Source organism: Streptomyces sp. NPDC059477 (genome assembly GCF_042749375.1).
In the GTDB taxonomy this organism is placed as follows: Bacteria; Actinomycetota; Actinomycetes; order Streptomycetales; family Streptomycetaceae; genus Streptomyces.
In genome coordinates this window covers 49,812-73,316 of sequence record NZ_JBHYUG010000029.1, presented here as the reverse complement: position 1 = coordinate 73,316, position 23,505 = coordinate 49,812, and the positions used below count along the sequence as shown (strand labels likewise).

12 protein-coding genes and 1 pseudogene are annotated in these 23,505 nt (G+C 69.7%); 12 read left to right on the top strand and 1 reads right to left on the bottom strand.

Going from position 1 to position 23,505, the window contains the following annotated elements:
• Positions 1-137 precede the first annotated feature (137 nt).
• The 7 genes from ACFXAZ_RS17255 to ACFXAZ_RS17225 all read left to right on the top strand — a co-directional run bounded on the left by ACFXAZ_RS17255 (position 138) and on the right by ACFXAZ_RS17225 (position 14,042).
• Entirely contained in the window at positions 138-512 is a 375-nt protein-coding gene (locus ACFXAZ_RS17255; RefSeq protein WP_384591115.1) for a PadR family transcriptional regulator, read from the top strand.
• Positions 509-1,111, top strand: a complete 603-nt coding sequence (locus ACFXAZ_RS17250) for an HAAS signaling domain-containing protein (protein WP_384591112.1) — start codon at positions 509-511, stop codon at positions 1,109-1,111. The genes ACFXAZ_RS17255 and ACFXAZ_RS17250 overlap by 4 nt, the downstream gene beginning before the upstream one ends.
• Positions 1,112-1,511: 400 nt before the next feature.
• Positions 1,512-2,231, top strand: coding sequence for a ribosome-inactivating family protein (locus ACFXAZ_RS17245; protein WP_384591109.1), 720 nt, complete (start codon positions 1,512-1,514; stop codon positions 2,229-2,231).
• A 42-nt stretch (positions 2,232-2,273) separates the two neighbouring features.
• A complete protein-coding gene (locus tag ACFXAZ_RS17240) occupies positions 2,274-6,329 on the top strand; it encodes a DUF6603 domain-containing protein (protein WP_384591106.1) in 4,056 nt (1,351 codons plus the stop codon).
• 14 nt (positions 6,330-6,343) lie between these two features.
• The gene (locus ACFXAZ_RS17235; RefSeq protein WP_384591103.1) at positions 6,344-8,713 is read left to right on the top strand and encodes a hypothetical protein; all 2,370 of its coding nucleotides are present in this window, start codon (positions 6,344-6,346) and stop codon (positions 8,711-8,713) included.
• Entirely contained in the window at positions 8,710-12,540 is a 3,831-nt protein-coding gene (locus ACFXAZ_RS17230) for a hypothetical protein (RefSeq protein WP_384591101.1), read from the top strand. Before ACFXAZ_RS17235 ends, ACFXAZ_RS17230 begins: the two co-directional genes overlap by 4 nt.
• 101 nt (positions 12,541-12,641) lie before the next feature.
• Positions 12,642-14,042, top strand: a complete 1,401-nt coding sequence (locus tag ACFXAZ_RS17225) for a hypothetical protein (protein WP_384591098.1) — start codon at positions 12,642-12,644, stop codon at positions 14,040-14,042.
• A gap of 67 nt (positions 14,043-14,109) precedes the next feature.
• On the opposite strand, the gene acnA is transcribed toward ACFXAZ_RS17225, so the two are convergent.
• Positions 14,110-16,824 carry an aconitate hydratase AcnA gene (gene acnA, locus ACFXAZ_RS17220; RefSeq protein ID WP_384591163.1) on the bottom strand — a complete coding sequence of 905 codons (2,715 nt, stop codon included), beginning with the start codon at positions 16,822-16,824 and terminating at the stop codon, positions 14,110-14,112.
• 303 nt (positions 16,825-17,127) lie between these two features.
• On the opposite strand from acnA, the gene ACFXAZ_RS17215 reads away from it, so the two are divergent.
• The 5 genes and pseudogenes from ACFXAZ_RS17215 to ACFXAZ_RS17195 all read left to right on the top strand — a co-directional run bounded on the left by ACFXAZ_RS17215 (position 17,128) and on the right by ACFXAZ_RS17195 (position 23,068).
• Positions 17,128-17,880: a TnsA-like heteromeric transposase endonuclease subunit gene (locus tag ACFXAZ_RS17215; protein ID WP_384591095.1), complete on the top strand. Its 753-nt coding sequence runs from the start codon at positions 17,128-17,130 to the stop codon at positions 17,878-17,880.
• 356 nt (positions 17,881-18,236) lie between these two features.
• A pseudogene (locus ACFXAZ_RS17210) lies at positions 18,237-19,750 on the top strand (Mu transposase C-terminal domain-containing protein).
• On the top strand, positions 19,747-20,778 hold the full coding sequence (locus ACFXAZ_RS17205) for an ATP-binding protein (protein ID WP_384591092.1): 1,032 nt from the start codon (positions 19,747-19,749) through the stop codon (positions 20,776-20,778). Before ACFXAZ_RS17210 ends, ACFXAZ_RS17205 begins: the two are co-directional and overlap by 4 nt.
• A gap of 481 nt (positions 20,779-21,259) precedes the next feature.
• Complete coding sequence (locus ACFXAZ_RS17200) at positions 21,260-21,418, top strand: hypothetical protein (protein WP_384591089.1); 159 nt, start codon at positions 21,260-21,262, stop codon at positions 21,416-21,418.
• 195 nt (positions 21,419-21,613) lie between these two features.
• Positions 21,614-23,068 (top strand): ATP-dependent endonuclease, encoded by a 1,455-nt coding sequence (locus tag ACFXAZ_RS17195; RefSeq protein ID WP_384591086.1) that lies wholly within the window; start codon positions 21,614-21,616, stop codon positions 23,066-23,068.
• Positions 23,069-23,505 lie beyond the last annotated feature (437 nt).

Below are 23,505 nucleotides of genomic sequence, written 5' to 3'. Positions count from 1 at the left end.
GGTTCGTCGTCTCCGCTGTCGTGGGCTTCTGCGCGGGCGGCCGGGGGGGCCGTCCCTGGCGGAATCGCCGGCGAGGATTCGGCACCGGGCCCACCCCCCTCTCCCCTCTACTTGCCGCACCAGGTATCTTGCATCGCATGGAACCAGGTGATTCGACCAAGCAGGCGCGGGCAGCCGCCCAGCTGCGCAAGGGGGTTCTGGAGTACTGCGTACTCGCCCTGATGCGGGACCGGCCCCGGTACGGCGTGGAACTTCTCCATGCCCTGGAGGACTCCGGCGCGCTGGCCACCAGCCAGGGCACGGTCTACCCGCTGCTCTCCCGGCTGCGCCGAGACGACCTGGTGACCACCACCTGGCAGGAGTCCGCCTCCGGGCCACCGCGTCGCTACTACGCGCTCACCGACAGCGGCCGGGCCGCGCTCGACGAGTTCACTCGTGTCTGGCCCGGCTTCCGTGACGCCGTCGACGGCTTCCTGACCACCCCGCGCCCCTCTTCCGGAGACCCCGCATGAAGACCTCTGCCGATCCCGTACGTGACTATCTCTCCACCGTCGAGCGCGAGGCCGCCGCGCTTCCCGCCGACCGGCGCCAGGAACTCCTCGCCGACCTCGCCGAGCACATCGAGGTGACGCGCGCCGAACGGCCCGGCGCGGTGATCGGTGAGGTGCTGGCGGAGCTGGGGGATCCACGCACGATCGTGGCGACGGCGCTGGCCGAGGCGGGGCCGGGTGAGGGAGGTGAAAGTGGAGGCGGTCGTGGCGGTGCTGGGGCGGCCGGCCGGAGAGGGAAGGTGCATCCCCTGGTTCCGCTGCTGATGCTCACCCTCCCGTTTCTCCTCGCGGCGGTTCTGCCCGATGTCGGCGCCGCGCAGTTCTTCAGCACCGTGTTCCGTGTCGTCGGCGCGGTGCTGCTCTGCACCTCGGTGCACTGGGTCGCCGTCCAGAAGACCACCGGCGTGCTGCTCGCCGCCGTCCTGCCGACCGTCGCCATCAGCATCTGGGTCTCGTCCGACGCCCCGTTGGGCACGACCGCGGCCCACCTCGCCAACCTGGTGACGCTCGTCCTGCTGGGCGGCACGGCGGCATGGCTGTGGCGGGTGCGGCGCGACTGAGCGGTGTCTCCGGTGCGGAGGGTGGGGCGCGGCCCGCGTCGGCGCCGGGGGCGTTCCGGTGACCGGGCGGGCCTGGGTCCCGGCGAGGGCGGGCCGGACCGGCATGAATCACAATCAGCCGGATCTTCGACCCCTCGTTCCGCATGCGCAGGACCTCGTCACCGTCCGGGTGATCGATCCCCTCCCCAACGCCCGCCCGGACCCGCTCGGCCCGCCGGACACCGGGTGCGAAAGCTGTGGCACACCCCGTCCGTGATCATTGGCGACATACGCCCCACGCCCCACATCGCGCACTTGTCCGAAAACTTCCGCCTACCCGCGTAGCACACTTGCGTTCTCCGGCGCGTGGCAGCGAGCCTATGGCGGATCGCGGCGGTGAATCCGGTGGGGGGATTACGTAGTGGCTGTCCAGGTGAACGGGGACGTGTGTACCTATGACGGCCTGAATCGCGGAGCAGTTGACAATGATTTCCGTGCCGTGATCGATTTTCTCCGCGATAAATACAGGGATTGGCCTACCAATGTCCCCAACTTCTGGGTCGTTTTCATGGTGGACCAAAAGCCGATTCGGATCTGTTTCCAGAAGAAGGACCTCTATCTCATAGGATGGGCGATCGGCGCCGCAGCTCCCTTTCCGTACTTTCACGTCGCAGGAGCCGAGGCTGCGATCCCTCCAAATGTACGACAGGTCGGTAGTCGTCAGACCATCTCGCTCTCGTACAGTACGGGGTTCGGGCAGTCGGATCTAGGGCACTCTCAATTACTGGAGAGCTTGCGGACCCTCCGCGGCTACCTGAACAAGTGGGAGGAGGGCAGGCCGCCGACCGACCCCGATCGCCGAAAAGCCGAGGGGGCGTTCAGCGTTCTTGCCAAAACGACAGCGGAAATGGCCCGGTTCGGTGCTTTCTTCGAGAGTTTCCTGGGAACCTGGGCCGATGCGTGGCCTCAGTCGACGGCCATCGGGGACATGCACTTCGGTTGGGCAATCGCCAACTGGGCACAGCTCTCGAAGCTGAGTGAAGGAAAGCCAGCCACCGTCAAAATAGGTGCGCGCGCCGTGACCCCGGCGGAAGCCACCCAACTCATCGGGAACGGTGTTGCGTACGCATCCCGAAGGTAGGCAGAGCCACACCCGACGCCGCAATCCGACGGAGAGACTTCGATGGATCTCGACGCCCTGAAAGCGCATCTCACCGGTCTCGGGGCCCCGCCCGCGCTGCGCACCACGGACACCGCTCTGCCGCCCCGGCTACTCGATCTGCTCGCCACCTTCCCGGACGGCACCTGCCAGGGCACGGCCGGTTCCGGGGTGCCGCAGATCGACGGCGGGCGCACCCGTCTCACCCTCGCCCTCACCTGCGCCTCCACCGCATGGCCGGTTGGCGGCAAGGTGACCCTCGCGGTGACCGGGGTGACGCTGACCGTGGCGGCGGACGACTCCGTCAGCCTGGTGCTCAGCGGCGCCTTCGACTCGGTGGAGGTGGTGGCCACCCTCACCGAGGGCGACGACGGACGGCTCACCGCCGCCGTACGGCCCCGGCAGGCGGGGGCGTTTGCGAACGCCCTCGACCGGCTCGGCGGACGGCTCGCCGACGCGGCCGTGTGGCAGAGCGCGGTCGAAGGGCTGCACGCGCTCGACTTCGCGGCCCGCGATGTCGCCGGGTTCGACTACCGGCTGACGCCGAAGGCAGGTGCCGTGCCGGCCACCTACGAGGTCACCTCCATGGCGGTCGTCGCCGCCCTGGACCTCAAGGCGTTGCCGATGAGCATCTCCGTGTGGCTGCCGGATCTGGGGGTCACGGGCGAACTACGCGACCGCAAGCCGGTCAACGTACGCTCTCTGCTGAAGTCGTTCGGGCTGCCCTCGGACGAGATACCCGACTCGCTCGCCGTCGCCGAGCTGTCCTTCGGAGCCCAGCTCGGCGAGGCGTATCTGGCCCAACTGAAGCTCACGGGCGCCTGGGGCATCGGTTCCTACCAGCTCACCTCCCTGTCCCTGTACCTGTACTACGACCCGGTACGGAAGTTCACCGTGCGGGTCACGGGCACTCTCGCGGTCGGGCAGAAGATCAGCTTCGATGTGAGCGCCGGGCGGAGCGGTGGCGGACAGGGCGGCTGGACCTTCAGCGGCGAGCTGGCCGCCGGGGAGATCGGCATCGGCGATGTCATCGACGAACTGCACCTGCCCGACGCACCCGAACCGCTCAAGTCACTGAAGCTCACCTCACTGCGGCTGTCGTACACCACCACATCCAAGGCTTTCGAGTTCCTGTGCCTGGGCGAGATCACCATCGCCGACGGGATCACCGCCGAGCTGGGGCTGACCGCCACCCGTGACGGTTCCGCGACCCACTACGGCGGCACCCTGTCCGTGGACGGTTTCGCCTTCGAGGTCGCCCTCGATCACGAGAGGTCCGGCGCCGATGTGCTGGCCGCCACCTATCACGCCCCCAGGGACGGGGGGCAGATCGCGCTGCGGGACTGGGTGGCGCACTTCTCCGAGGAGCTGGCCGCCGATGTCCCGGACAGTCTGAAGATCGGGCTCAAGGACGCCAAGTTCGTCCGGGTCAAGCCGCAGAGCGGGCCGCCGGTGTTCGCCCTCGGGGTGGATCTCTCGGCCGGGATCGATCTGGCGCAGTTGCCGCTTGTCGGGGGGTTCCTGTCGGAGGCGGGCAGCCTCGGCGTCGACGATCTGCAAGTCCTTTACTCCTCCGGGGTGTTCGACGGCGCCGCCACCGCCTCCGCCAATGCCCTGCTCACGCAGGCCGGGGTGGTCGCCCTCCCCGCGGGCGGGCTCAAGGCGGGACCGGCCGCGCTGGCCGCGCTGAAGATCGGGGCGGAGAGCGTGCCGGTGGCCCTGGGGCTGCCCACAGCCGCCGGGAGCACAGGAGGTACGGGAGGTACTGGAGGTACTGGAGGTACGGGGAGCAGCACCGGGAACACCGGGGGATCCGGCACCCCGGCCCCCGCCCCCTCCGCGCCCGCCACTCCCTCCACCCCCGCCAAACCCACCGGCTCCTCCACCGGCGTCTGGATCACCGTCCAAAAGCAGCTCGGTGTCATCCAGATCAACCGGATCGGCGTGCTGTACCAGAACAACGCGCTGCTCTTCGGTCTGGACGCCGGAGTGCAGCTCGGGCCGCTCGCCCTGTCCCTCGACGGGCTCGCCGTCGGCTCGGCGCTGGACAAGTTCGCGCCCGCCTTCCAGCTCGACGGCGTCGGTGTCGGCTATATGGCGCCCCCGGTGGAGATCGCGGGGGCGCTGCTGCGGATTCCCCCGGCCCAGTTGGACGACGGGGTGCTGTTCCAGTTCGACGGGTCGGCGACCATCGCCGTACCGGACTTCTCACTGGCCGCCATCGGGTCGTACGCCCAACTGGAGGACGGCTGGCCGTCGTTGTTCCTGTTCGGGCAGTTGGAGGCGCCGCTCGGGGGGCCGCCGCCGATCCTGGTCACGGGGCTGATGGCCGGGTTCGGGTTCAACCGGGAACTGAAATTGCCGAGCGCCGGTGAGGTGTCCGGCTTCCCGCTGCTGACCCTCAACAAGCAGGGGCCGGACGCCCCCAAACGGCCCTCCGACGTGCTGGACGTCCTGGAGGGGCGGGTGTCCGCCGTACCGGGTAAGGACCCGCAGGAGTGGATCGCCCCGAAGGAAGGGTCGTACTGGCTGGCCCTCGGCATCGAGTTCACCGTCGCCGAACTGGTCAACGCGAAGGTGCTGCTGGCCGCCGAGTTCGGCCAGGAGCTGGCGCTGGCGGTCCTCGGGCTCGCCACGCTCCAGCTGCCGATACCGGCCGAGTCCGCGACCCGTACGTATGTGTACGCCGAGCTGGGGCTTGAGGCGGAGATCAAGCCGCTCTCCGGGAGCATCGAGATAGGCGCGCAGCTCGCGTCCGCGTCGTACGTGCTCACGCCCGACTGCCATCTCACCGGGGGGTTCGGCGCCGCCGTGTGGTTCGGGCCCCATCCGAACGCCGGGCAGTTCGTGGTCACCCTCGGCGGCTACCATCCGGCGTTCCGGCGCCCCGCCCACTACCCCGACCCACCGCGGCTCGGCATCAACTGGGCGGTCAGCTCGAAGGTGTCGATCACCGCCGAGGCGTATCTCGCGGTGACCCCGTCCTGCGCGATGGCCGGCGGCAGGCTGAGCATCAATTTTCACGCCGGGGACTTCCGGGCTTGGTTCACCGCCCAGGCGGACCTGCTGCTGTCCTGGCGGCCGTTCTTCTTCACCGCCCGGATCTCGGTGAGCATCGGGGCGTCCTACACCGTCAACGCCGGGTTCGTCCACAAGACGTTCAGTGTGTCCGTCGGCGCCGATCTGGAGCTGTGGGGGCCGCCCACCGCCGGCTCGGTCACCGCGCACTTCGTCGGCTTCTCCAAGACCATCAGCTTCGGCTCCCGGTCCGCCGGGACGGACGCGAAGGCACTGGAGTGGGACGAGTTCGCCTCCATGCTGCCGAAAGCGGCCGACGTCGTCACCATCGCGCCCGTCAACGGCATCGACAAAGCCGTGGACGACACCGCCGCCCACGACCGCGGCAACAGCGGCAAAGCGTGGTACGTCCGCGCTCGTGACCTGCGTTTCTTCACCCAGTCCGCAGTGCCCGCCAGCCATCTGCGGGTCGGCCCCGACTCGCTGGCCTCGCCGCAGTCCGGTGACGGGCTCGGTGTCGACATCCGGCCCATGGACCGTTCCGGACTCGTCGGTGAGCACCGGCTGACGCTGTACTACGGGAACGCGCCCGCCTCGATGGACGGCTGGACCTTCGCCCCCCGCACCCACAATCTGCCGGCCTCCCTGTGGGGCGCACCGCCCTCGCCCTTCAGCCACACCCCGGACGCGCCCAGCGCCGACGTCCTCGCGAACCGCGCGGTCGGGTACGACGTCCAGGCGCCCCGGCCCGAACTGGCCACCTCGCGCGGGGTGTTCCCGCTCAGCGAGTACACGTCCGACGAGATCCCGCCCGGCCTCGCCCCGCTGCCCTCCTCCCCCGTCGCCGACCGCGACTACGTCCCCGTACCGGACGACGCGTGTGTGGAGCGGATCGCGCGGATCGACCGGGGTACGGCGCGCGGCGGGCGGGACCAGGTGTGGGCGGCGCTGGCCGACGCCAAGCTGCTCGACGGGCCGTCCGACGCCCTGACCGCGCTGGCGGCCGGTGCCGGTCATCTGTACAGCCAGGCGCCGATGGTCCAGAACCCGGACCGGAACTGAGGGAGTACGAAGACGTGAGTGCGAGCCCGCCGCACCCCGCCCGCGACACCATCCCCATCGGGGACATCGAACTGCACGACCACTATCTGCCCGCCCTGCCCGCCGGTGACTACCGGATCGAGGCCACGCACACCCTGCGCACCGGGACGGACGGGGGCGCGCGGGTCGTCGGGGAGCCGTTCCGGGCCGTGCAGCGGTTCACCGTACGGGCGCCGCAGGTGGCCATCGACACCACGGCGGTGGTCGCCAAGCAGCCGCCGGACTCCTCCGGCGGGCGGTTCGCGGAGGTGCTGCCGCATCTGGTGCTCGGTGACCCGCTGCTGCCGTGGGAGCGGCCGTTGCGCGGGGCGGGCCGGAGCACACCGTGGCTGGCGCTGCTGGTGCTCACCGACGATCAGCTCATCGGCGGCGACACCGCCCCGACCCGGACCGAGGCGACCACCGTCGGGGACTTCCTCGCCGCCGACCCGGACGTGCTCAAGCCCGCGACGCCCCTGGAGTCCGACATCGGGCCGGACGATCCGTGCGAGGTCATCCGGATGCCGACGTCCGTGTTCGCGGCGGTGGCGCCCCGGCTGGACGAACTGCCGTTCCTGGCGCACTGCCGGGGCGCCAACACCGGGGACCGGGCCATCCTGGGCGTCCAGGAGGACGGGCTGTTCTCCGTCGTCGTCGCGAACCGCTTCCCGGCCGCCGCCCCGCCCGGCTCACCCCCGGACGCCCGCACCAAGAACATCGTGCACCTGGTCTCCCTGGAGGGCCACGAGGGAATCCTCGGAACCGACCCGGACTTCCAGCGCCGTACGTCCGTCGCCCTGCTGTCGCTGTGCAGCTGGACCTTCTGGGCCTACCCCGACGGCAAGGCGCACTTCCGGGACCTCGCCGAAGGGCTCACCCGGACGCCGGACGGCTCGCGGGCGGCGACCCGTGAGGAGATGTGGCTGCGGCTGCCCTCCCCTTACCAGGACAGCGAGGGCACCCCGGCCGCCCGGCGGCAGGTGGCCCGGCGGATCGGTGACGGGTATGTGCCGCTGCCCTACCTGACCCGCTCCGGCGAGTCCACCTTCGGCTGGTACCGGGGGCCGCTCACCCCCGTACTGCCCCAGGCCGTCGACCGGGTGGCGACGGCCACCACCGCCGACTCGCTGCTCGGCTACGACCCCGCCTGGGGCAGCTTCGACGTGTCGCTGGCCGGCGCGTTCGAGACGGGCCGGGCGCTCGCCCTGGCCGACGCGGCCTACGTCCAGCAGCTGATCGCGTTCAAGCGGGCCACCCATGAGCTGGTGGACACCCTGTACCACCAGGCGACCAGCACGCATCTGCCGCCGGACGGCGAGGGCGGGGCGCGCTCCGCCCGCAGTGCCTTCGGGGCGCTGCTCGACGGGCCGTTGCTCGCGACGCTCGGCGCGACGCCGGGCCGGCCCGGTGACCCGTGGTCGCCGCCCGCACCCGCGCCCGCGCCGGGCGACCCGAGCGCCGATCTGGACGCCTTCGTACGGTCCGACGCCTGCCGGGCGGCCGTCACGCGGGCGCTGGCGGCGGACGAGGCGCTGGGCCGGCAGCTCGCCCCGGTGGTGGACTGGCTGGCGCGGCTGCTGCTGCTCGTCCCGGTGCCGTTCAGCCACCTCGTGCCCGACGCGCGGATGCTGCCGCCGGAGTCGCTGCGGTTCTTCCACGCCGACCCGAACTGGCTGGACGCGCTGATCGGCGGGGCGCTCGGCGTCGGCACGCAGTCGAGCCGGGACACGCTCCAGGACGCGGTGGTGACCTCCGTCGTACGGGCGCGGGTGGCGGAGGCGGCGGCCCGGCACCGGGACGGGCTGCGCGAGGTCCCGGGTGACGCTCCCCCGGCCGCCCTGGGCAGCGTCTCCGGTCTGCTGCTGCGTTCCGCGCTCGTCTCCGGGTGGCCCAATCTCGCCGTACGGGCCGTCGACGCGGGCGGCGGGCCACTGGCGGTGCTGCGGATGGAGCATCTCTCGCCGTCCGTGCTGCTGTGTCTGTTCAACGGGGTGCCCGCGACCGTCGAACTCGCCGAGCCGCAGGAAGGGTTCCGTTTCGGCGTCGAGGACGACGGGCGGATCCCGCTGCGCAGTCTGCTGCCCGGCTCCGGGCCACGGCTGCCGCTCGGTGAGCAGCTCGGTACCGACGTCACCTTCCCGGTACTGGACCATCTGCGGCCCTGCGCCGACCCGGCCGTGCGCGTCCTGGACCTCGGTTCGCTCGTCCCGGCGCTGACCGGCGCCCTGGACTCCGCGCACGGCAGGCCGGTGGGCGGGGTCGGGCCCGCCGATCTCGCCCTGCAACTGGTCAAGGTGCCCGAGGCCATTCGTTTCGACGGCCCGGACGGGGACCGGTTCCCCGCCTCCCAAGGAGATCCGCGATGAGCACGCGCCCCGCCCTCGTCGTGCCGGTCGGCCTCGACGCCCTCGTGGTGAACGCGGCCGTGCTGCGCCGGGACGGCTTCCGGACCTGGCGCCAGAACTATCTGGCCCTGAACGACTACATGAGCCCCGAGACCGACGAGGGCGACCGTCAGACCACCGACCCGCTGTTCACCCACACCGGGGTGCATCTGCACTGGACGCTGCCCCGGGGGCTGCGGCACGGCGTGGAGGACCCGGCGACCGGCCACGTCGACTACCCGCTGGTGCCCAACCGGTGGCTGGTCACCCGGTTCAGCGGCACCGGCACCCGGCGGGTCAGGGCCTGGGTGGTCGAGAGCGACTGCCCGCACACCACGTACGCCCGCCAGCAGGGGCATCCCCTCGACCACTCCAGCCCCTACCTGGTCACCGCCGACACGCTGAGCGCCTGGCGGGCCAGCGCCGACCCCTACCGCAGCGCCCGGACGTCCAAGGCGCTCCAGGGGCCCATCGGGCTCGCCTTCCCGCACACCGACAGCGCGCCCTGGACGGAACGGGCCGCGCGGGACCCGCTGTTCCTCACCGCCATGGACACGGGCGACCCGTACTTCACCACCTACACCCCGCACAACACCAACGTCTTCTCCTTCCTGGACGACCTCTCCGACCTCGGCACGGCGGACACCCTCGGGTATCAGGTCGTCGGCTGGTACTCCGACCCGGCCGCCGACGTCCTCGCCACGCTGCCGCCGGGCACCTCCTACGCCGACCGGCTCACCCGGCTGGGCTGGCGGGACCCGCGTCTCACCGGCAATCCCGTCCTGGACGGCGATGTCACCCCGGCCGTGCGCAGCCTCTACCAGGGCCTCGCGCTGACCGTCCGCTGGGACCCGGCCGCCACCGCCGCGCCCTCCCCCGACCCCCTGCACACCGTCAAGGACAGCGGGGCGCTCAACGTCGCCCTCGGCACCACCACCGAGGACGCCTTCACCGCGCTCGCCGGGCACGCGCTCCAGGCCACCGGCGCCCGGCCCGCCGCCGAGGACATACAGCTCCTGCGCGCGTTCCTGCACGACCTGCTCCCCGTCGCCGACGAGAAGGGCGGCGACGAGCGGGTACGGCGGGGCGTGCACGCCGCGTCGTTCGGTGCCGCGTCGGGCGGATACCGGTGGACGGTGACCCCACCGCCCGCCGACCCCTCTCCCGACTCCCCCGACTCTGCTGACTCCCCCGGCTCTCCCGACGGAACACCCCCGGCGCCCTTCGTCCCGCCCGCCTGGCTCACCACCCTCAACGACGACCAGCGCCGGCTGGACGAGCTGCTCGGCGAGGTACAGGCGCTTCAGTGGCGGCTCAACTCCCTGTGGCTGAAGAACGGTCTCCTCGGCGTCCTGGACCCGCTCCCCGCCCACGCGCCGGACCAGGACGACATCCAGGCGGAACTGGACCCCGACCGCGAGGGCTCCCTCGCGCACACCCTGCGGGAACGGACCACGCGGGCGCGTGCCCTCGCGAGCCAGGTGCCCCAGCCGGATCCGGCCGCGGCGCACACGGGCGCCCAGGACGCGCTCCAGGCCGGGATCAGCGCCTTCGCCGAGGCCAAGGGGCTGTCCGGGGGCGCCACGCTCAAGGCCGTGCCCCGGCCCGCGTACTGGCAGAGCGTCAACCCGGTGGTGAGCCTGTCGGGCGTCCTGCCCCCGGCCGACGCGACCGTCACCGACCAGCCCGTACCCGTCCGGCCGCTCGCCGACGGCACCCCCGCCCCGCTGGTCAGCGCCGTCACGGTCCGGGGGCGGGCCGTGACCGCGACGCCGGGTCAGGGGCCGTTGCCCGGCCTCCCGGGCCTCGGCGCGCTGCCGGGTGAGGTGGCCGGGCTGCTCACGGAGTACTACCTGCTGGACCCGGGCAACGCCGCCGCCCTCGCCTCGGCCACCGGGCTGGCGGAGGCCGACCTCACCACCGCCCTCGCCGCGCACCGGCCCGGCGACTACACCGGCACCCTGCCCGCGCTGGGCCTGGACCCCTGGAACCAGCCCTGGCAGCCGCTGTTCATGGAGTGGAAGACCTCCTACCACCACATCCCGCACAGCAGCAAAGGCCAGAGCTGCTGGGCCTTCGACGGCACCGACTACCGGTACGTCCCCGGCTCGGCACCCGCCCCGAAACCGGTCTCCGTCAAGGGTGTCTCCCCGCTCAGCCCGCACCCGCGCTCCCTGTTCGCCGCCCGGCTGAAGGAGTTCGTCTCCCGGCACGGCTCCACCGCCCAGCGCGACCAGCTCGACTCCTGGCTCGGGGCGATCGGCGACTGGGGCATCCTCGCCCAGGAACTCACCGGCTTCAACGACCGCGTCGCCGCCCGTGACACCCGGGCCTTCCGCCGCCCCACCGCCCAGGACCGGCACTTTCCGCAGGTCGCGGGCCTGGTCGGCTACCCCGACGCCGCCACCGAGGATGGTCTGCCCGCCCGCTACCGGGGCCGGGTCACCAGCGTCCCGTACCTCCCCGGAGGCGAGAGCGGGACGTTCCACGAGATGCGGCAGGGCCAGATCCACCTCGAAGAACTCTTCCTCTACGACAAGTTCGGCCGGGTCCTCGATGTCGTCAGCCCCGACCTCCAGCAGGGCGGTCTGCACGACTACCGCAGCTTCCCGCTGGTCATCGACTCCGCCCTGACCACCCAGTCCTCGCTCACCCCGACCGTGGCCGCCGTCGCGCAACTGCCCCCGCGCCCTCTCAAGCCCGCCCGGCTCGACTTCGACCTCCTCGACGCCGCCACCGGCACCCGCGTGGTGGAGACGGCCGCCGACCCGAGCCCCGTCACCGGCTGGCTGCTGCCCAACCACCTCGACCGCAGTCTGCTGCTGTACGACCCGGCGGGCCGGTTCCTGGGCACCCACCGGCTGCTCACCGGCCCGGACGGCACGCGCACCGGCCAGTGGGAGCCGCCACCCGACGGCTCGCTCACCACCCTCGCCGAGGTCGAGGCGCTCGCCCCGACCATCGCCGGTCTGCTGCGCTCGCGGGGCCTGGCCGGCGAGGCGGGCCTCAGCGCGTTCCTGGACGTCATCGACTCGACGCTGTGGACGACGGACCCGCTCGGCCGCCGCACCGACCAGACCCTGTCCGCCCTCATCGGGCGGCCGTTGGCCCTGGTCCAGGCGGGCCTGCGGCTGACCCTGGACGGGCCGCCGCTGACCGACACCGGCTGGGCGGCCACCCTGCGCCCGCCGCCGGCCACCTTCACCGCCGACGCGTTCGACATCCGGCTCGGCGACCAGCCCGCCCGCGACGACGGCCTCATCGGCTTCTACCGGACCGCCCCGGGCGGCGGGTACGACTACGAGCGCTTCGACAGTGTCACGGCCCCCGACGACGGCCAGGACCTCATCGTCCGGATCGGCCCGCCCGGCGCCGCCGCCCCGAACCCGCCGCAGCCCGCCAACTACCTGAGTCTGACGTTCGGCGACCCCGCGCCCACCCGGCTGCTGCTGCTCGTCGACCCGCGTGCGAGCGTCCACGCCATCAGCGGCATCACCCCCACGACCGCCGTCACCGTCCAGCCGCAGCACGTCGACACCGCGCTGCGCCGCCTCCAGGCCCTGTTCCGCTTCGGCCCCGTCCTCGGCGGCGACGGCGGCCCGGACCAGGCCCTCGCGTTCCCCCGGCCCAGCACCCGGCACGGCACCTGGTCCTGGCTGCGCCCGGCCCCGCCGCCGGGCGGCGCCTGGACGCCGTACGACGTGTCCCCGGTGCTGCCGGACGCGCGGTTCCCGGACCGTCCGCCCACGCTCGAAGACGGTCTGCTCCGTCTCCTCCCCGAGCCCGAGCCGCAGCCCGGAGAGCAGTAACCGAACAGCAGTGATCGAGCCGCAGTAGCGGCAGTAGCCGCACCAACCCCCTGGCAGCAGAAGTCACCGAACCAGCAACCGAACCAGCAGGAGGCCCCGCCATGTCCGCTCAGTCCCCGTTGCTCACCTACCGCTTCGCGACCAGCCCGTCACCGCTCCAGGCCAGCACTCCGGAAACCGCCAGCCAAGGGCGTATCAACGTCACCGTCACCACCGGCCAGGACGATGTGTACTGCGACTGGATACAGATCGCCGTGCCGAAGAACAGCCCGGCAGGCGGTGCCTACTTCACCGACACGCCGGACTTCTCCACGGACGACGACGAATGGGCCCTGGCATCCCTGGCCCAGGTGTCCGGGAAGCACCTCGGCCTGAAGAACGACGACGACGAGTACTACCGGGCCATCTTCCGCTACTCGGGCGACGACACCGACCCGATCAGCGGCACCGTGCACTTCGGCGTCAGCGGCCCGCTGAGCACCATCACCGGCACGCTCGACTACCACATCACGGAGCACTCCGACACATCGTCCGACCCCGAGGACTACACGGCCAGGCGGCAGGTCGTCCCGCTGCCCGTCACGGCGCCCGTCCTCTACCTGCACGCCTTCCTGGCCCGCGACGACGACAGCGCCACCGCCCCGAAGACGAGGTTCTCCAGCGACAGCAGCCCCTACCTCTCCTGGGAGAGCAACGGCTCCAACTTCCGGCTGTACGACGGTGACGGCACCATCGTCTACGAGGGACCCGACACCTTCTACTCCGTCGACGCCGGGTCACTCACCGCGGACACCACCTACACGCTGGAGGCATCCTTCGCCTCGGGGAGCGGAGAGGGCGGCAACGACTTCGAGCCGGTCTACCAGTACTCCACCCTCTCCCTCACCGTGACGGACCCGACCCTGAGCGCGCTGACCGTGCGGGGGAACGTCGAGGCCGAGTCCACGCTGGACGTGCGCGGGAGCACCACGGTGGGAGCCGATCTGACCGTGAGGTCCTCCCTCACCGTGCAGAACGCGGCCAGCGTGGGCTGGGATCTGACGGTCAACGGCAGCACCTACGCGCAGCGCAGTCTCTCGGTGAACGGCGACCTCAACGCCGCGAGCAGTGTGTACGCCCGGAGCGACCTCACGGTCAGCGGCACCCTGCACGCCAACGGCGACCTGAACGCCAACAGCACACTGAACGCCTACGGCCAGGTCAACGCGGTCAGCGACTACTACGTGCGCATCCGCGAACTGCGCGGCCCCTCCGGCGAGAAGCTCTCCATCAACAGCAACCTTGAGGTGCTCTCGGGGTGCAGCGTCAAGACGGCGGAGGACATCTGGATCAAGGGCTACAAGGTGTTCTCCAACAACGACACCGTCTCGCTGTGGAACAAGCACTACCAGGGCTACTTCTACGCCACCATGTTCGTCGACGACAACCGCCGCCAAGTGGCGGTGTGGGAGCCGGGCAACGACGTGAACTCGGCGCAGTGGACGCTCTCCTTCGACAGCTGACGGGCCCGCGACGCACGAGGGCCGCACCCCCGATCACTCGGGAGTGCGGCCCTGGACGTGCCTGGTGTCAGCCGCGGATCAGGTTCCGCAGCACGTACTGCATGATCCCGCCGTTGCGGTAGTAGTCCGCCTCGCCCGGGGTGTCGATGCGGACGACCGCGTCGAACTCCACGCCCGTGTCGGTGGTGACCTTGACCGTGCGCGGGGTGGTGCCGTCGTTCAGCTCGGTGACGCCGGTGAAGGAGAACGCCTCCTCGCCGGTCAGGCCGAGGGTCTCGGCGCTCTGGCCCTCGGGGAACTGCAGCGGGAGGACGCCCATGCCGATCAGGTTGGAGCGGTGGATGCGCTCGTAGGACTCGGCGATGACGGCCTTCACGCCGAGCAGGGCGGTGCCCTTGGCGGCCCAGTCGCGGGACGAGCCGGAGCCGTACTCCTTGCCCGCCAGGATCGCGAGCGGGATGCCCTGCTCGATGTAGTTGCGGGACGCGTCGTAGATGAAGGAGACGGGCGCGTCGGGCTGGGTGAAGTCGCGGGTGTAGCCGCCCTCGGTGCCCGGCGCGATCTGGTTGCGCAGGCGGATGTTGGCGAACGTGCCGCGGATCATGACCTCGTGGTTGCCGCGGCGCGAGCCGTAGCTGTTGAAGTCGCGGCGCTCCACGCCGTGCCCGGTGAGGTACTGGCCGGCCGGGGTGTCGGCCTTGATGGCACCGGCCGGGGAGATGTGGTCCGTGGTGACCGAGTCGCCGAGCTTGGCGAGGACGCGGGCGCCGGAGATGTCGGTGACCGGGGTCGGGTCCATCCGCATGCCCTCGAAGTACGGGGGCTTGCGGACGTAGGTGGACTGGGCGTCCCACTCGAAGGTGTTGCCGGTGGGGATGGGCAGCGCCTGCCACTGGGCGTCACCGGCGAAGACGTCGGCGTACGACTTGTTGAACATGTCCTCGCCGATGGCGTTGGCGACGACGTCGTTGACCTCGGCCTCGGTGGGCCAGATGTCGGCGAGGTGGACGGGCTTGCCGTCCTGGTCGGTGCCGAGGGCGTCGCGGGTGATGTCCACCTTCATCGAACCGGCGAGGGCGTACGCGACGACCAGCGGCGGGGAGGCGAGGTAGTTCATCTTGACGTCGGGGTTGATCCGGCCCTCGAAGTTACGGTTGCCGGAGAGCACCGAGGTCACGGCGAGGTCGTGGTCGTTGACCGCCTTGGAGACCTCCTCCGGCAGCGGGCCGGAGTTGCCGATGCAGGTGGTGCAGCCGTAGCCGACGAGGTTGAAGCCGACCTTGTCCAGGTAGGGGGTCAGGCCCGCCTTGTCGAAGTAGTCGGTGACGACCTTGGAGCCCGGCGCGAGGGTGGTCTTGACCCACGGCTTGCGGGTCAGCCCCTTCTCCACGGCCTTCTTCGCGACGAGCGCGGCGGCGACCATGACGTACGGGTTGGAGGTGTTGGTGCACGAGGTGATCGCGGCGACGGTCACGGCACCGTGGTCGATCTCGTACGACGTGCCGTCGGGGGCGGTGACGGTGACCGGGTTGCTCGGGACGCCGTTGGCGCTGGCCGGGGAGTCGGAGGCCGGGAAGGACTCCTCACCGGCCTCGTCGGCGGTGGAGACGTAGTTGAGGACGTCCTTCTTGAACTGCTCGGCGGCGTTCGCGAGGACGATCCGGTCCTGCGGGCGCTTGGGACCGGCGATCGACGGGACGACCGTGGAGAGGTCCAGCTCCAGCTTCTCGGAGAAGTCCGGCTCGGCGGCCGGGTCCAGCCACAGGCCCTGCTCCTTGGCGTACGCCTCGACCAGCGCGACCTGCTGGTCGCTGCGGCCGGTCAGCCGCAGGTAGTTCAGCGTCTCGTCGTCGATCGGGAAGATCGCGGCGGTGGAGCCGAACTCCGGGGACATGTTGCCGATGGTGGCGCGGTTGGCGAGGCTGGTGGCGGCCACGCCCTCGCCGTAGAACTCCACGAACTTGCCGACCACGCCGTGCTTGCGGAGCATCTCGGTGATGGTGAGCACGAGGTCGGTGGCGGTGGTGCCGGGGGTCAGCTCACCGGTCAGCTTGAAGCCGACGACGCGCGGGATGAGCATGGAGACCGGCTGGCCCAGCATCGCGGCCTCGGCCTCGATGCCGCCGACGCCCCAGCCGAGCACCCCGAGGCCGTTGACCATGGTGGTGTGCGAGTCGGTGCCGACCAGGGTGTCCGGGTACGCCTTGCCGTCGCGGATCATGACGACCCGGGCGAGGTGCTCGATGTTCACCTGGTGGACGATGCCGGTGCCGGGCGGGACGACCTTGAACTCGTCGAACGCGGTCTGGCCCCAGCGCAGGAACTGGTAGCGCTCCTTGTTACGCCCGTACTCCAGATCGACGTTGATCTTGAAGGCGTCGTTGGTGCCGAACTTGTCGGCGATGACCGAGTGGTCGATGACCAGCTCGGCGGGGGCCAGCGGGTTGATCTTCGCCGGGTCACCGCCCAGCTCCTTGACGGCCTCACGCATGGTCGCGAGGTCCACGACGCACGGCACACCCGTGAAGTCCTGCATGATCACGCGGGCGGGCGTGAACTGGATCTCCTGGCTGGGCTGGGCCTGCGAGTCCCAGCCGCCGAGGGCGCGGATGTGGTCGGCGGTGATGTTCGCGCCGTCCTCGGTGCGGAGCAGGTTCTCCAGCAGCACCTTCAGGCTGTAGGGAAGGCGCGCGGAGCCCTCGACCTTGTCCAGCCGGAAGATCTCGTACGACTCGTCGCCCACGCGCAGCGTGCTGCGGGCGTCGAAGCTGTTCGCCGACACGACAGTCTCCTTCATTCATGTGCGCGTACCACCGCATCCTGCCGCCACGCCCCCTTGGCCGATCCGCTAAGGTACGGCTAAGTTAGGTAACCCTTACCGGCACCTCGCCGGGGTGGGTGGCTGCGGCACGCCTCGGCAGATATCTCGATGTCGAGATAACTCTAGTACATGGGGGCGCGCTGGTCATGCCCTGGGCCCGTTGTCCGCTCTCATCCAATCGAAGCGTTTACTCAGCGAACCCAGTCGTTCGGCCTTCCGTCTCAGTGAACCTAGCCGTACAGGCTAAACACGCTGGGGGTACTGGTGGCCGTACCGGCTGGGGTGGATCTCGCAGGGCCGTACGTCGAGCTGTCGTACGTGGACGCCGTACATCAGCGGCAGCGCCGTCCCCTGCTGGACTGTGTGACGGCTCGGTTCGAGGACGCGGCTCCCGTACGGCCGTTCCGGTGGTCTCGTGGTGAGCGTCACTTCGCTGGCTGGTACTGGGCGGCGACGACCGTGCAGCACGTGGGCTTCGAGTCCTGGCTGGAGCGGGACCGGCTTGTGCTCATGGACTTCGATCCGCAGGTGGCGGGGATCGCCTCGCAGCCCTTCTGGCTGCACTGGCACGACGGGAAACGGGAGCGTCGGCACGCTCCGGACTACTTCGTGCGCCGCGTGGACGGCTCGGCCGTGGTCGTCAATGTCCGCGCCGACGAGCGGATCGAGCCGAAGGACGCGGAAGCGTTCGAGGTGATGCGCATCGCCTGCGCTCGGGCGGGTTGGCACTTCGAGCGGGTCGGGATGCCGGAACCGGTGTTGCTGGCGAATGTCCGGTGGCTGTCCCGCTACCGGCACCCGCGGTGCCTGCATCCCACGGCTGCGGACCGCCTGCGGGAGGTCTTCGCGGCGCCGGGGCCGCTGCTGCCCGGGGCCGACGCGGCGGGTGACCGGCTCACGACGCTGCCCGCGCTGTTCCATCTGCTCTGGCGTCAGGAACTGGCTGCCGAGGACTTGGCGGTCCAGTTGCTGGGTCCGCGCACGGGCGTGGGCCAGGTCGAAAGGGGTGCCCATTGAACAGGCAGGGGCGGAAGGTCCCGCCCACAGCCAGGCTCGCGGAGTTTCCCGAGACAGCGGCTGAACAGGCACTTTGGTGGGAGAGTCACATCCTGGAGCTGCTGCACGGGCTGCCGACGGGGGCGTCGGATGAGGCAGTGCCTCGGCCGGAGTTCGACCCCGGACAGCACTCGTTGGCTGAGCGCGAGCGGGCCAAGGCGGCCGAATTGACGGCGGCCGGGCACAAGGTGACGGCCAGCGGGATCAAGCAGCGGCGCCAGCGCTACCAGCGTGACGGCCTGGTCGGACTGGCAGACGGCCGGTCGGCCAAGCAAATGCCGGCCTTCGGCAAGGTCGATGCGGCGGTGGTGGAGGCAATGAGGCAGGCGATCGACGAGACGGCCGAGGACTCGTCGAAGACGATCGGATTCCTCGTCTGGCGGACCAAGGAGATCCTGGTCGGCCGTGAGGACGCCGCAGGTGTTGAGGTCCTTCCCGGGCCACTCTCTACCGGCTCTACAACAAGCTGGCGACGGGCACGCACGCGACGGGTTCCGCACGCACACGCCGGTCGGTCAAGGCACGGCCGTCCGGCCCGTTCGGAGAGGTTCCGGCCAGTGCGCCGGGCGAGCTGATGCAGATCGACTCGACCCCGCTGGATGTGCTGGTGCGGCTGGACGACGGAATCGCGGAGAAGGTCGAGCTGACGGCGATGGTCGACATCGCGACGAGGTCGATCACTGCGGCGGTGCTGCGGCCGACCACGAAGGCTGCGGATGCTTCCGCACTGCTGGCCCGCAGCGTCACCCCGGAGGCGATGCGGCCCGGCTGGTCACAGGCCCTGCGGATGTCCCGTTCGGTGCTGCCGCACCGGCGGTTGCTGACGTTGGACGAGCGCCTGGAGCACGCGGCGGCACGGCCGGTGATCGTGCCGGAGACGATCGTCTGCGACCACGGCAAGGTGTTCGTCTCGCAGAACTTCCGGGCCTCCTGCCGGTATCTGGGCATCAACCTGCAACCAGCCCACAAGGCGACGCCGACCGACAAGGGCACGATCGAAAAGACTCTGGGCTCGGTGGCCACGCTGTTCGCCCAGTTCGTCGCGGGCTACACCGGTTCGACCACGGACCGCCGCGGCCGGAAGCTGGAGGACGGGCCGCTGTGGTCTCTTCCTGAACTCCAGAGTCTGCTCGATGAGTGGGTCATCGCTCTCTGGCAGACCAGGCCGCATGACGGGCTGCGTGATCCGCAGGCGCCGGGGCGGGCGTTCTCGCCGAACGAGAAGTACGCGACGCTGCTTCACTCCTGCGGCTACGTCCCGGTTCCGCTGAACGGCGAGGACTACGTCGAGTTGCTGCCCGAACGCTGGCAGGCGATCAACAGCTACGGCATCCGGATCAAGCACCGCACCTACGACGACGGCGAACTGGGCCCGTTGCGCCGCCAGCACTCCGGGGTGATGGAGAAGAAAGGCTTGTGGGAGATCCACCACGACCCCTACGACATCTCCCGGATCTGGGTACGCGACCGCCAGCGCAATCGGTGGATCACCGTGTTCTGGAAACACCTGCACCGCGTCGGCATCCCATTCGGGGAACTGGCCTGGGACCACGCCCGCGAGCAGGTCCCCGGCGGCACGGAGGAACAGATCGCAGACGCCGCCGCCGCGCTGCTGCGGAGGGCCCACGAGGGTCCCACCCCCAAGCAGGGGCCTGCGGCCAAACGGTCCCGGCGCGTCGCTGCACGAACCCGGGCCACCGCCCCTGACCGGCCGACCCCCGATCCGCCCGCCGACGAGACCGTTCAGGAAGACCAGGCTGACACCGAGCTGGCCGAAGTCATCCCGCTGGGTCTGTTCGACCCGCTCGCGAACCCCTGGAGGCGTCCGTGACCATCTCCGAACCAGCAACCCGGCACACCACACTCCAGGGAGCGGATGCCGAGGCCAACCGGCAGTTGACCACCCTGGACGGATGGCGGAAGTTCGCCGCCGACCCACCCAGCCCTCCGGTCCTGCTGACTCCCGCCGAGCTGGCCAAGCTGTCCCCGACCGAGCGGGTGCTCTATGACGACGACCGGCTCGACCACCACGCACGGATGCTGGTGGTCGCCACCTCGTTCGTCGAGAAGACCGTGGTCTGCGGCCGACGGCTGGTCCTACTCAACCGGCACGCGATCAGCGCCCACCGCGGCCTGATGGTCTCCGGGCTCCCCGGAACGGGCAAGACCAGCGCGATCACCCAGCTCGGGCTCGCCCACGAACTCCTCGACCGGGCCCGCCACCCGAACGTCACCGACCGCATCCCGGTGCTCTACATCACCGTCCCGCCCGCGGCGTCCGCCCGCATGGTCGCGGCCGAGTTCGCGCGCTTCCTGGGGCTGCCGATCCGGGCCAGGTCAAACATGACCGACATCATCGAAGCGGTGGTCGGCGTCTGCACGGACACCCGCACCGGTCTGGTCCTCGTCGACGAAATCCACAACGTCTCGCAGGTCACACGGGCCGGGGCCGAGGTCTCCGACACCCTGAAGTATTTCTCCGAGCGCATCCCCGCGACGTTCGTCTACGCAGGGATCAACCTTGAGACCAGCGAGCTCCTGGCCGGCACCCGGGGCTCCCAGATCGCAGGCCGCTTCACCCTCGTCCCCACCCGCCCGTTCCCCTACGGCGACGAGTGGAAGGGACTGGTCGCAACGATGGACAAGACCTTGCTGCTCCACGATCACCCGCCGGGCAGCCTGGTCAAACTGGACCGCTACCTCCACAAGCGGGCCGACGGCATGATCGGCGCGCTCTCCCATGCGGTCCGAGGCGCCGCGATCGACGCGATCCTCAGCGGCACAGAACGTGTGACCAAGGCAGGTCTCGACGCAATCCCCCTGGACCATACCGCAGAAGCCGCGAAGACGGGCCGCTGAAGTGTCCCGCCCGCTGCCAGAGCTGCCTCGCCCACTGGCTCCGCTGCCCGTCCGGCTACGCCCCTGCGTCGGCGAGATCACTGACTCCTACGTCCGCCGCCTCGCACACGCGAACCATCTCAAGCCGAGTTATCTCCACTGCTTCCTCAACGGACCGCCCTTCTGGTTCGGCAAGCCCCAGCTGGGCCGCCTGGCTGCGGTTTCCGGTCGCTCCGAGCAGTCCCTGGACCGGGCACTCGCTGACGCTAGCTCCCCTCGTGGCCGCATGAAACCCAACCCGCGCACTGCCCGAACCGAACTGTTCCCTGGCCAGCCCCACCTCGCCTTGCTCATCTACATCGACGCCCGCAGAGGCCACAGCATTCAAGACCTGGCCCTGCGACACCACGTCCCCCGCCGTCTCGTCCGCCTCGCCCTGGACACGATGCAGCCGCCTCCCCGAGGAGTTGAACGGAGCCACTCGCATCTCGACAACGACCTCATGGAGCCCATCCAGGCCATGCTGGATCAGGGCCTCGGACCGAAACAGATCTGGCTGAACCTCATGGACGACCACGACGTCTCCGTGTCCTACACCCTGCTCCGCCACTACGTCCGCTATCGATTCCCTCAGCGCTACGCGACACAGTGGCAATCCTGACCAGCATGGATGAATTGCCGCATTTATGCGCATAACAGTCAATCTAGATCACACGCTCTGGCGGCTACCCCCACGCAGGAACACCACCTCCCAGTTCGTCGAATCTGCAAAGATAACCCGATAACTCTTCGAGTCTCAGACGGGGCAGTGGTGGCTGACTACAGGAGCGAAGTCCGGCAGAGCGTAATCACCGACTTGGAGACCAAGGTCTCCAAGGAGAACTACGGCAAGTACCTAAAGCGGCTGACCTTGCGGAAGCTCCGAGGCTTCACCGACCGTGAAGTCACTTTCGAGTTCCCGGTTACCGCACTGGTCGGGCCGAACGGCGGGGGCAAGACTACCGTCCTGGGGGCGGCGGCACTGGCCTACAAGAGTGTTGCTCCGGGGCGATTCTTCGCCAAAAGCGGTAAATACGATGCAAGCATGCAGAACTGGTCAATCGAGTACGAAATTATCGACAAGGGGCTCAACCCTCGCCTGTCGGTCTCACGCACCGCGAGCTTCAAACAGCTCAAGTGGAACCGAACCGCCCCGGAGCGGGAAGTGCTGGTGTTCGGAGTCGAGCGGACCGTGCCCGCCACAGAACGGTCTAACTTCAAGGTCGCCATCGGCGGGTCCTTCGCAGCAGTGCGCGAGGTGACCCTTGCCCCCGAGGTCGCAGAGCATGCCACGAAAATCCTGGCCAAGCCCATAAATGGGTTCCAGCAGCTCTACGTGGACGCTGCTGGCAAGGTCAAGCTCTTCTCCGGGCTCACCCCTCAGGGTGATGGGTACTCCGAGTTCCACTTCGGAGCCGGCGAAGCGAGCGTCATCCGTATCGTCGCCGGTGTCGAAGCTGCCTCCCCCGGGGCCATGATTTTTATCGAGGAGATCGAAAACGGCCTGCACCCGGTGGCTACTCAGCGCATGGTCGAGTACTTGATCGGCGTTGCCCACCGCAAGTCTTGCCAGGTCATTTTCACCACGCACTCAAATGACGCGCTCGCCCCACTGCCCTCCAAGGCCATCTGGGCGGCATACCTTGGCAACGTGATCCAGGGAAAGCTCGACGTCAAAGCCCTGCGGACCATTACTGGTCAGATTGAGGCCAAGCTTGCGATCTTCGTCGAGGACGAGTTCGCCGAACTCATGGTCACCACCGCCCTTCGCAGCCACGGCGGCGTCGAGTTGGATGAGGTCAAGGTTCATGCGATGGGCGGCGCCGACCCGGCCATCAAGGTCAACGCTCACCACAACATCGACCCAACCCGCACTTATCCGTCGATTTGCATTCTCGACGGTGACCAGATCGAGCGCGCCAATCCCGACGAGGGCATATTCGCCCTGCCCGGGGCCAGCTCGCCCGAGGCCCACGTGCTGAATCGGGTGCTGGGTTGTCTGGACGAAGAAGCAGGTCGGCTTGCGGTGGCCCTCCACCTCGGCCTACACGACCAGGAGCGAGTGAAAAAGGTCGTGAAGGAGCGCGCACTGACCAACTGGGACAGGCACATAGTCTGGGAGCAGATCGGCGGCGACCTGGACTTCACCTCCGGCCACATCGTAAAGAGCGCGTTCCTGACTACCTGGGCCCACAAGTTCCCCGAGGAAGTCAAGGTTCTGGTGGAGGCGATCGGCGACAAGCTTCCCCGCCGGGAGAGCAACCAGCCATGACCCGTCCCGAAGCACACGCGGACAGCGCTTGGGGCGCCCCTTCAGCCGGACAACACACGAAGGGCGCAAATGCTGTGCTTGACGCAGGTCGACCTAGGTGCGACGACTAATTTCGCTGAGACGAAACACGGCCGACCAATCTGCCGCGGCCCGTCTCACTGTCTACCGGGCTCACATCCTGTCTCAGCGAAGAGAGTCCGCCCACGTCAGCGACTCGGCGTCGGCAAACTTCGTTGAGACAGGACACCCGTGGCGGGACCCGGCCCGCTCGGGCGCGCGTTCGGTACCGGCATGTCATCGCCGCTCGGCGCTTCCCGTCGAGCACACTGCGCGGCGTGACGGATACGGAGAGCAATCGGGACGCGAAACTGGCGGGGCCGCCGGGACCCGCCGCGCAACTGGCCGAGCTGGACAACGAACAACTGCACGTCCTGCGC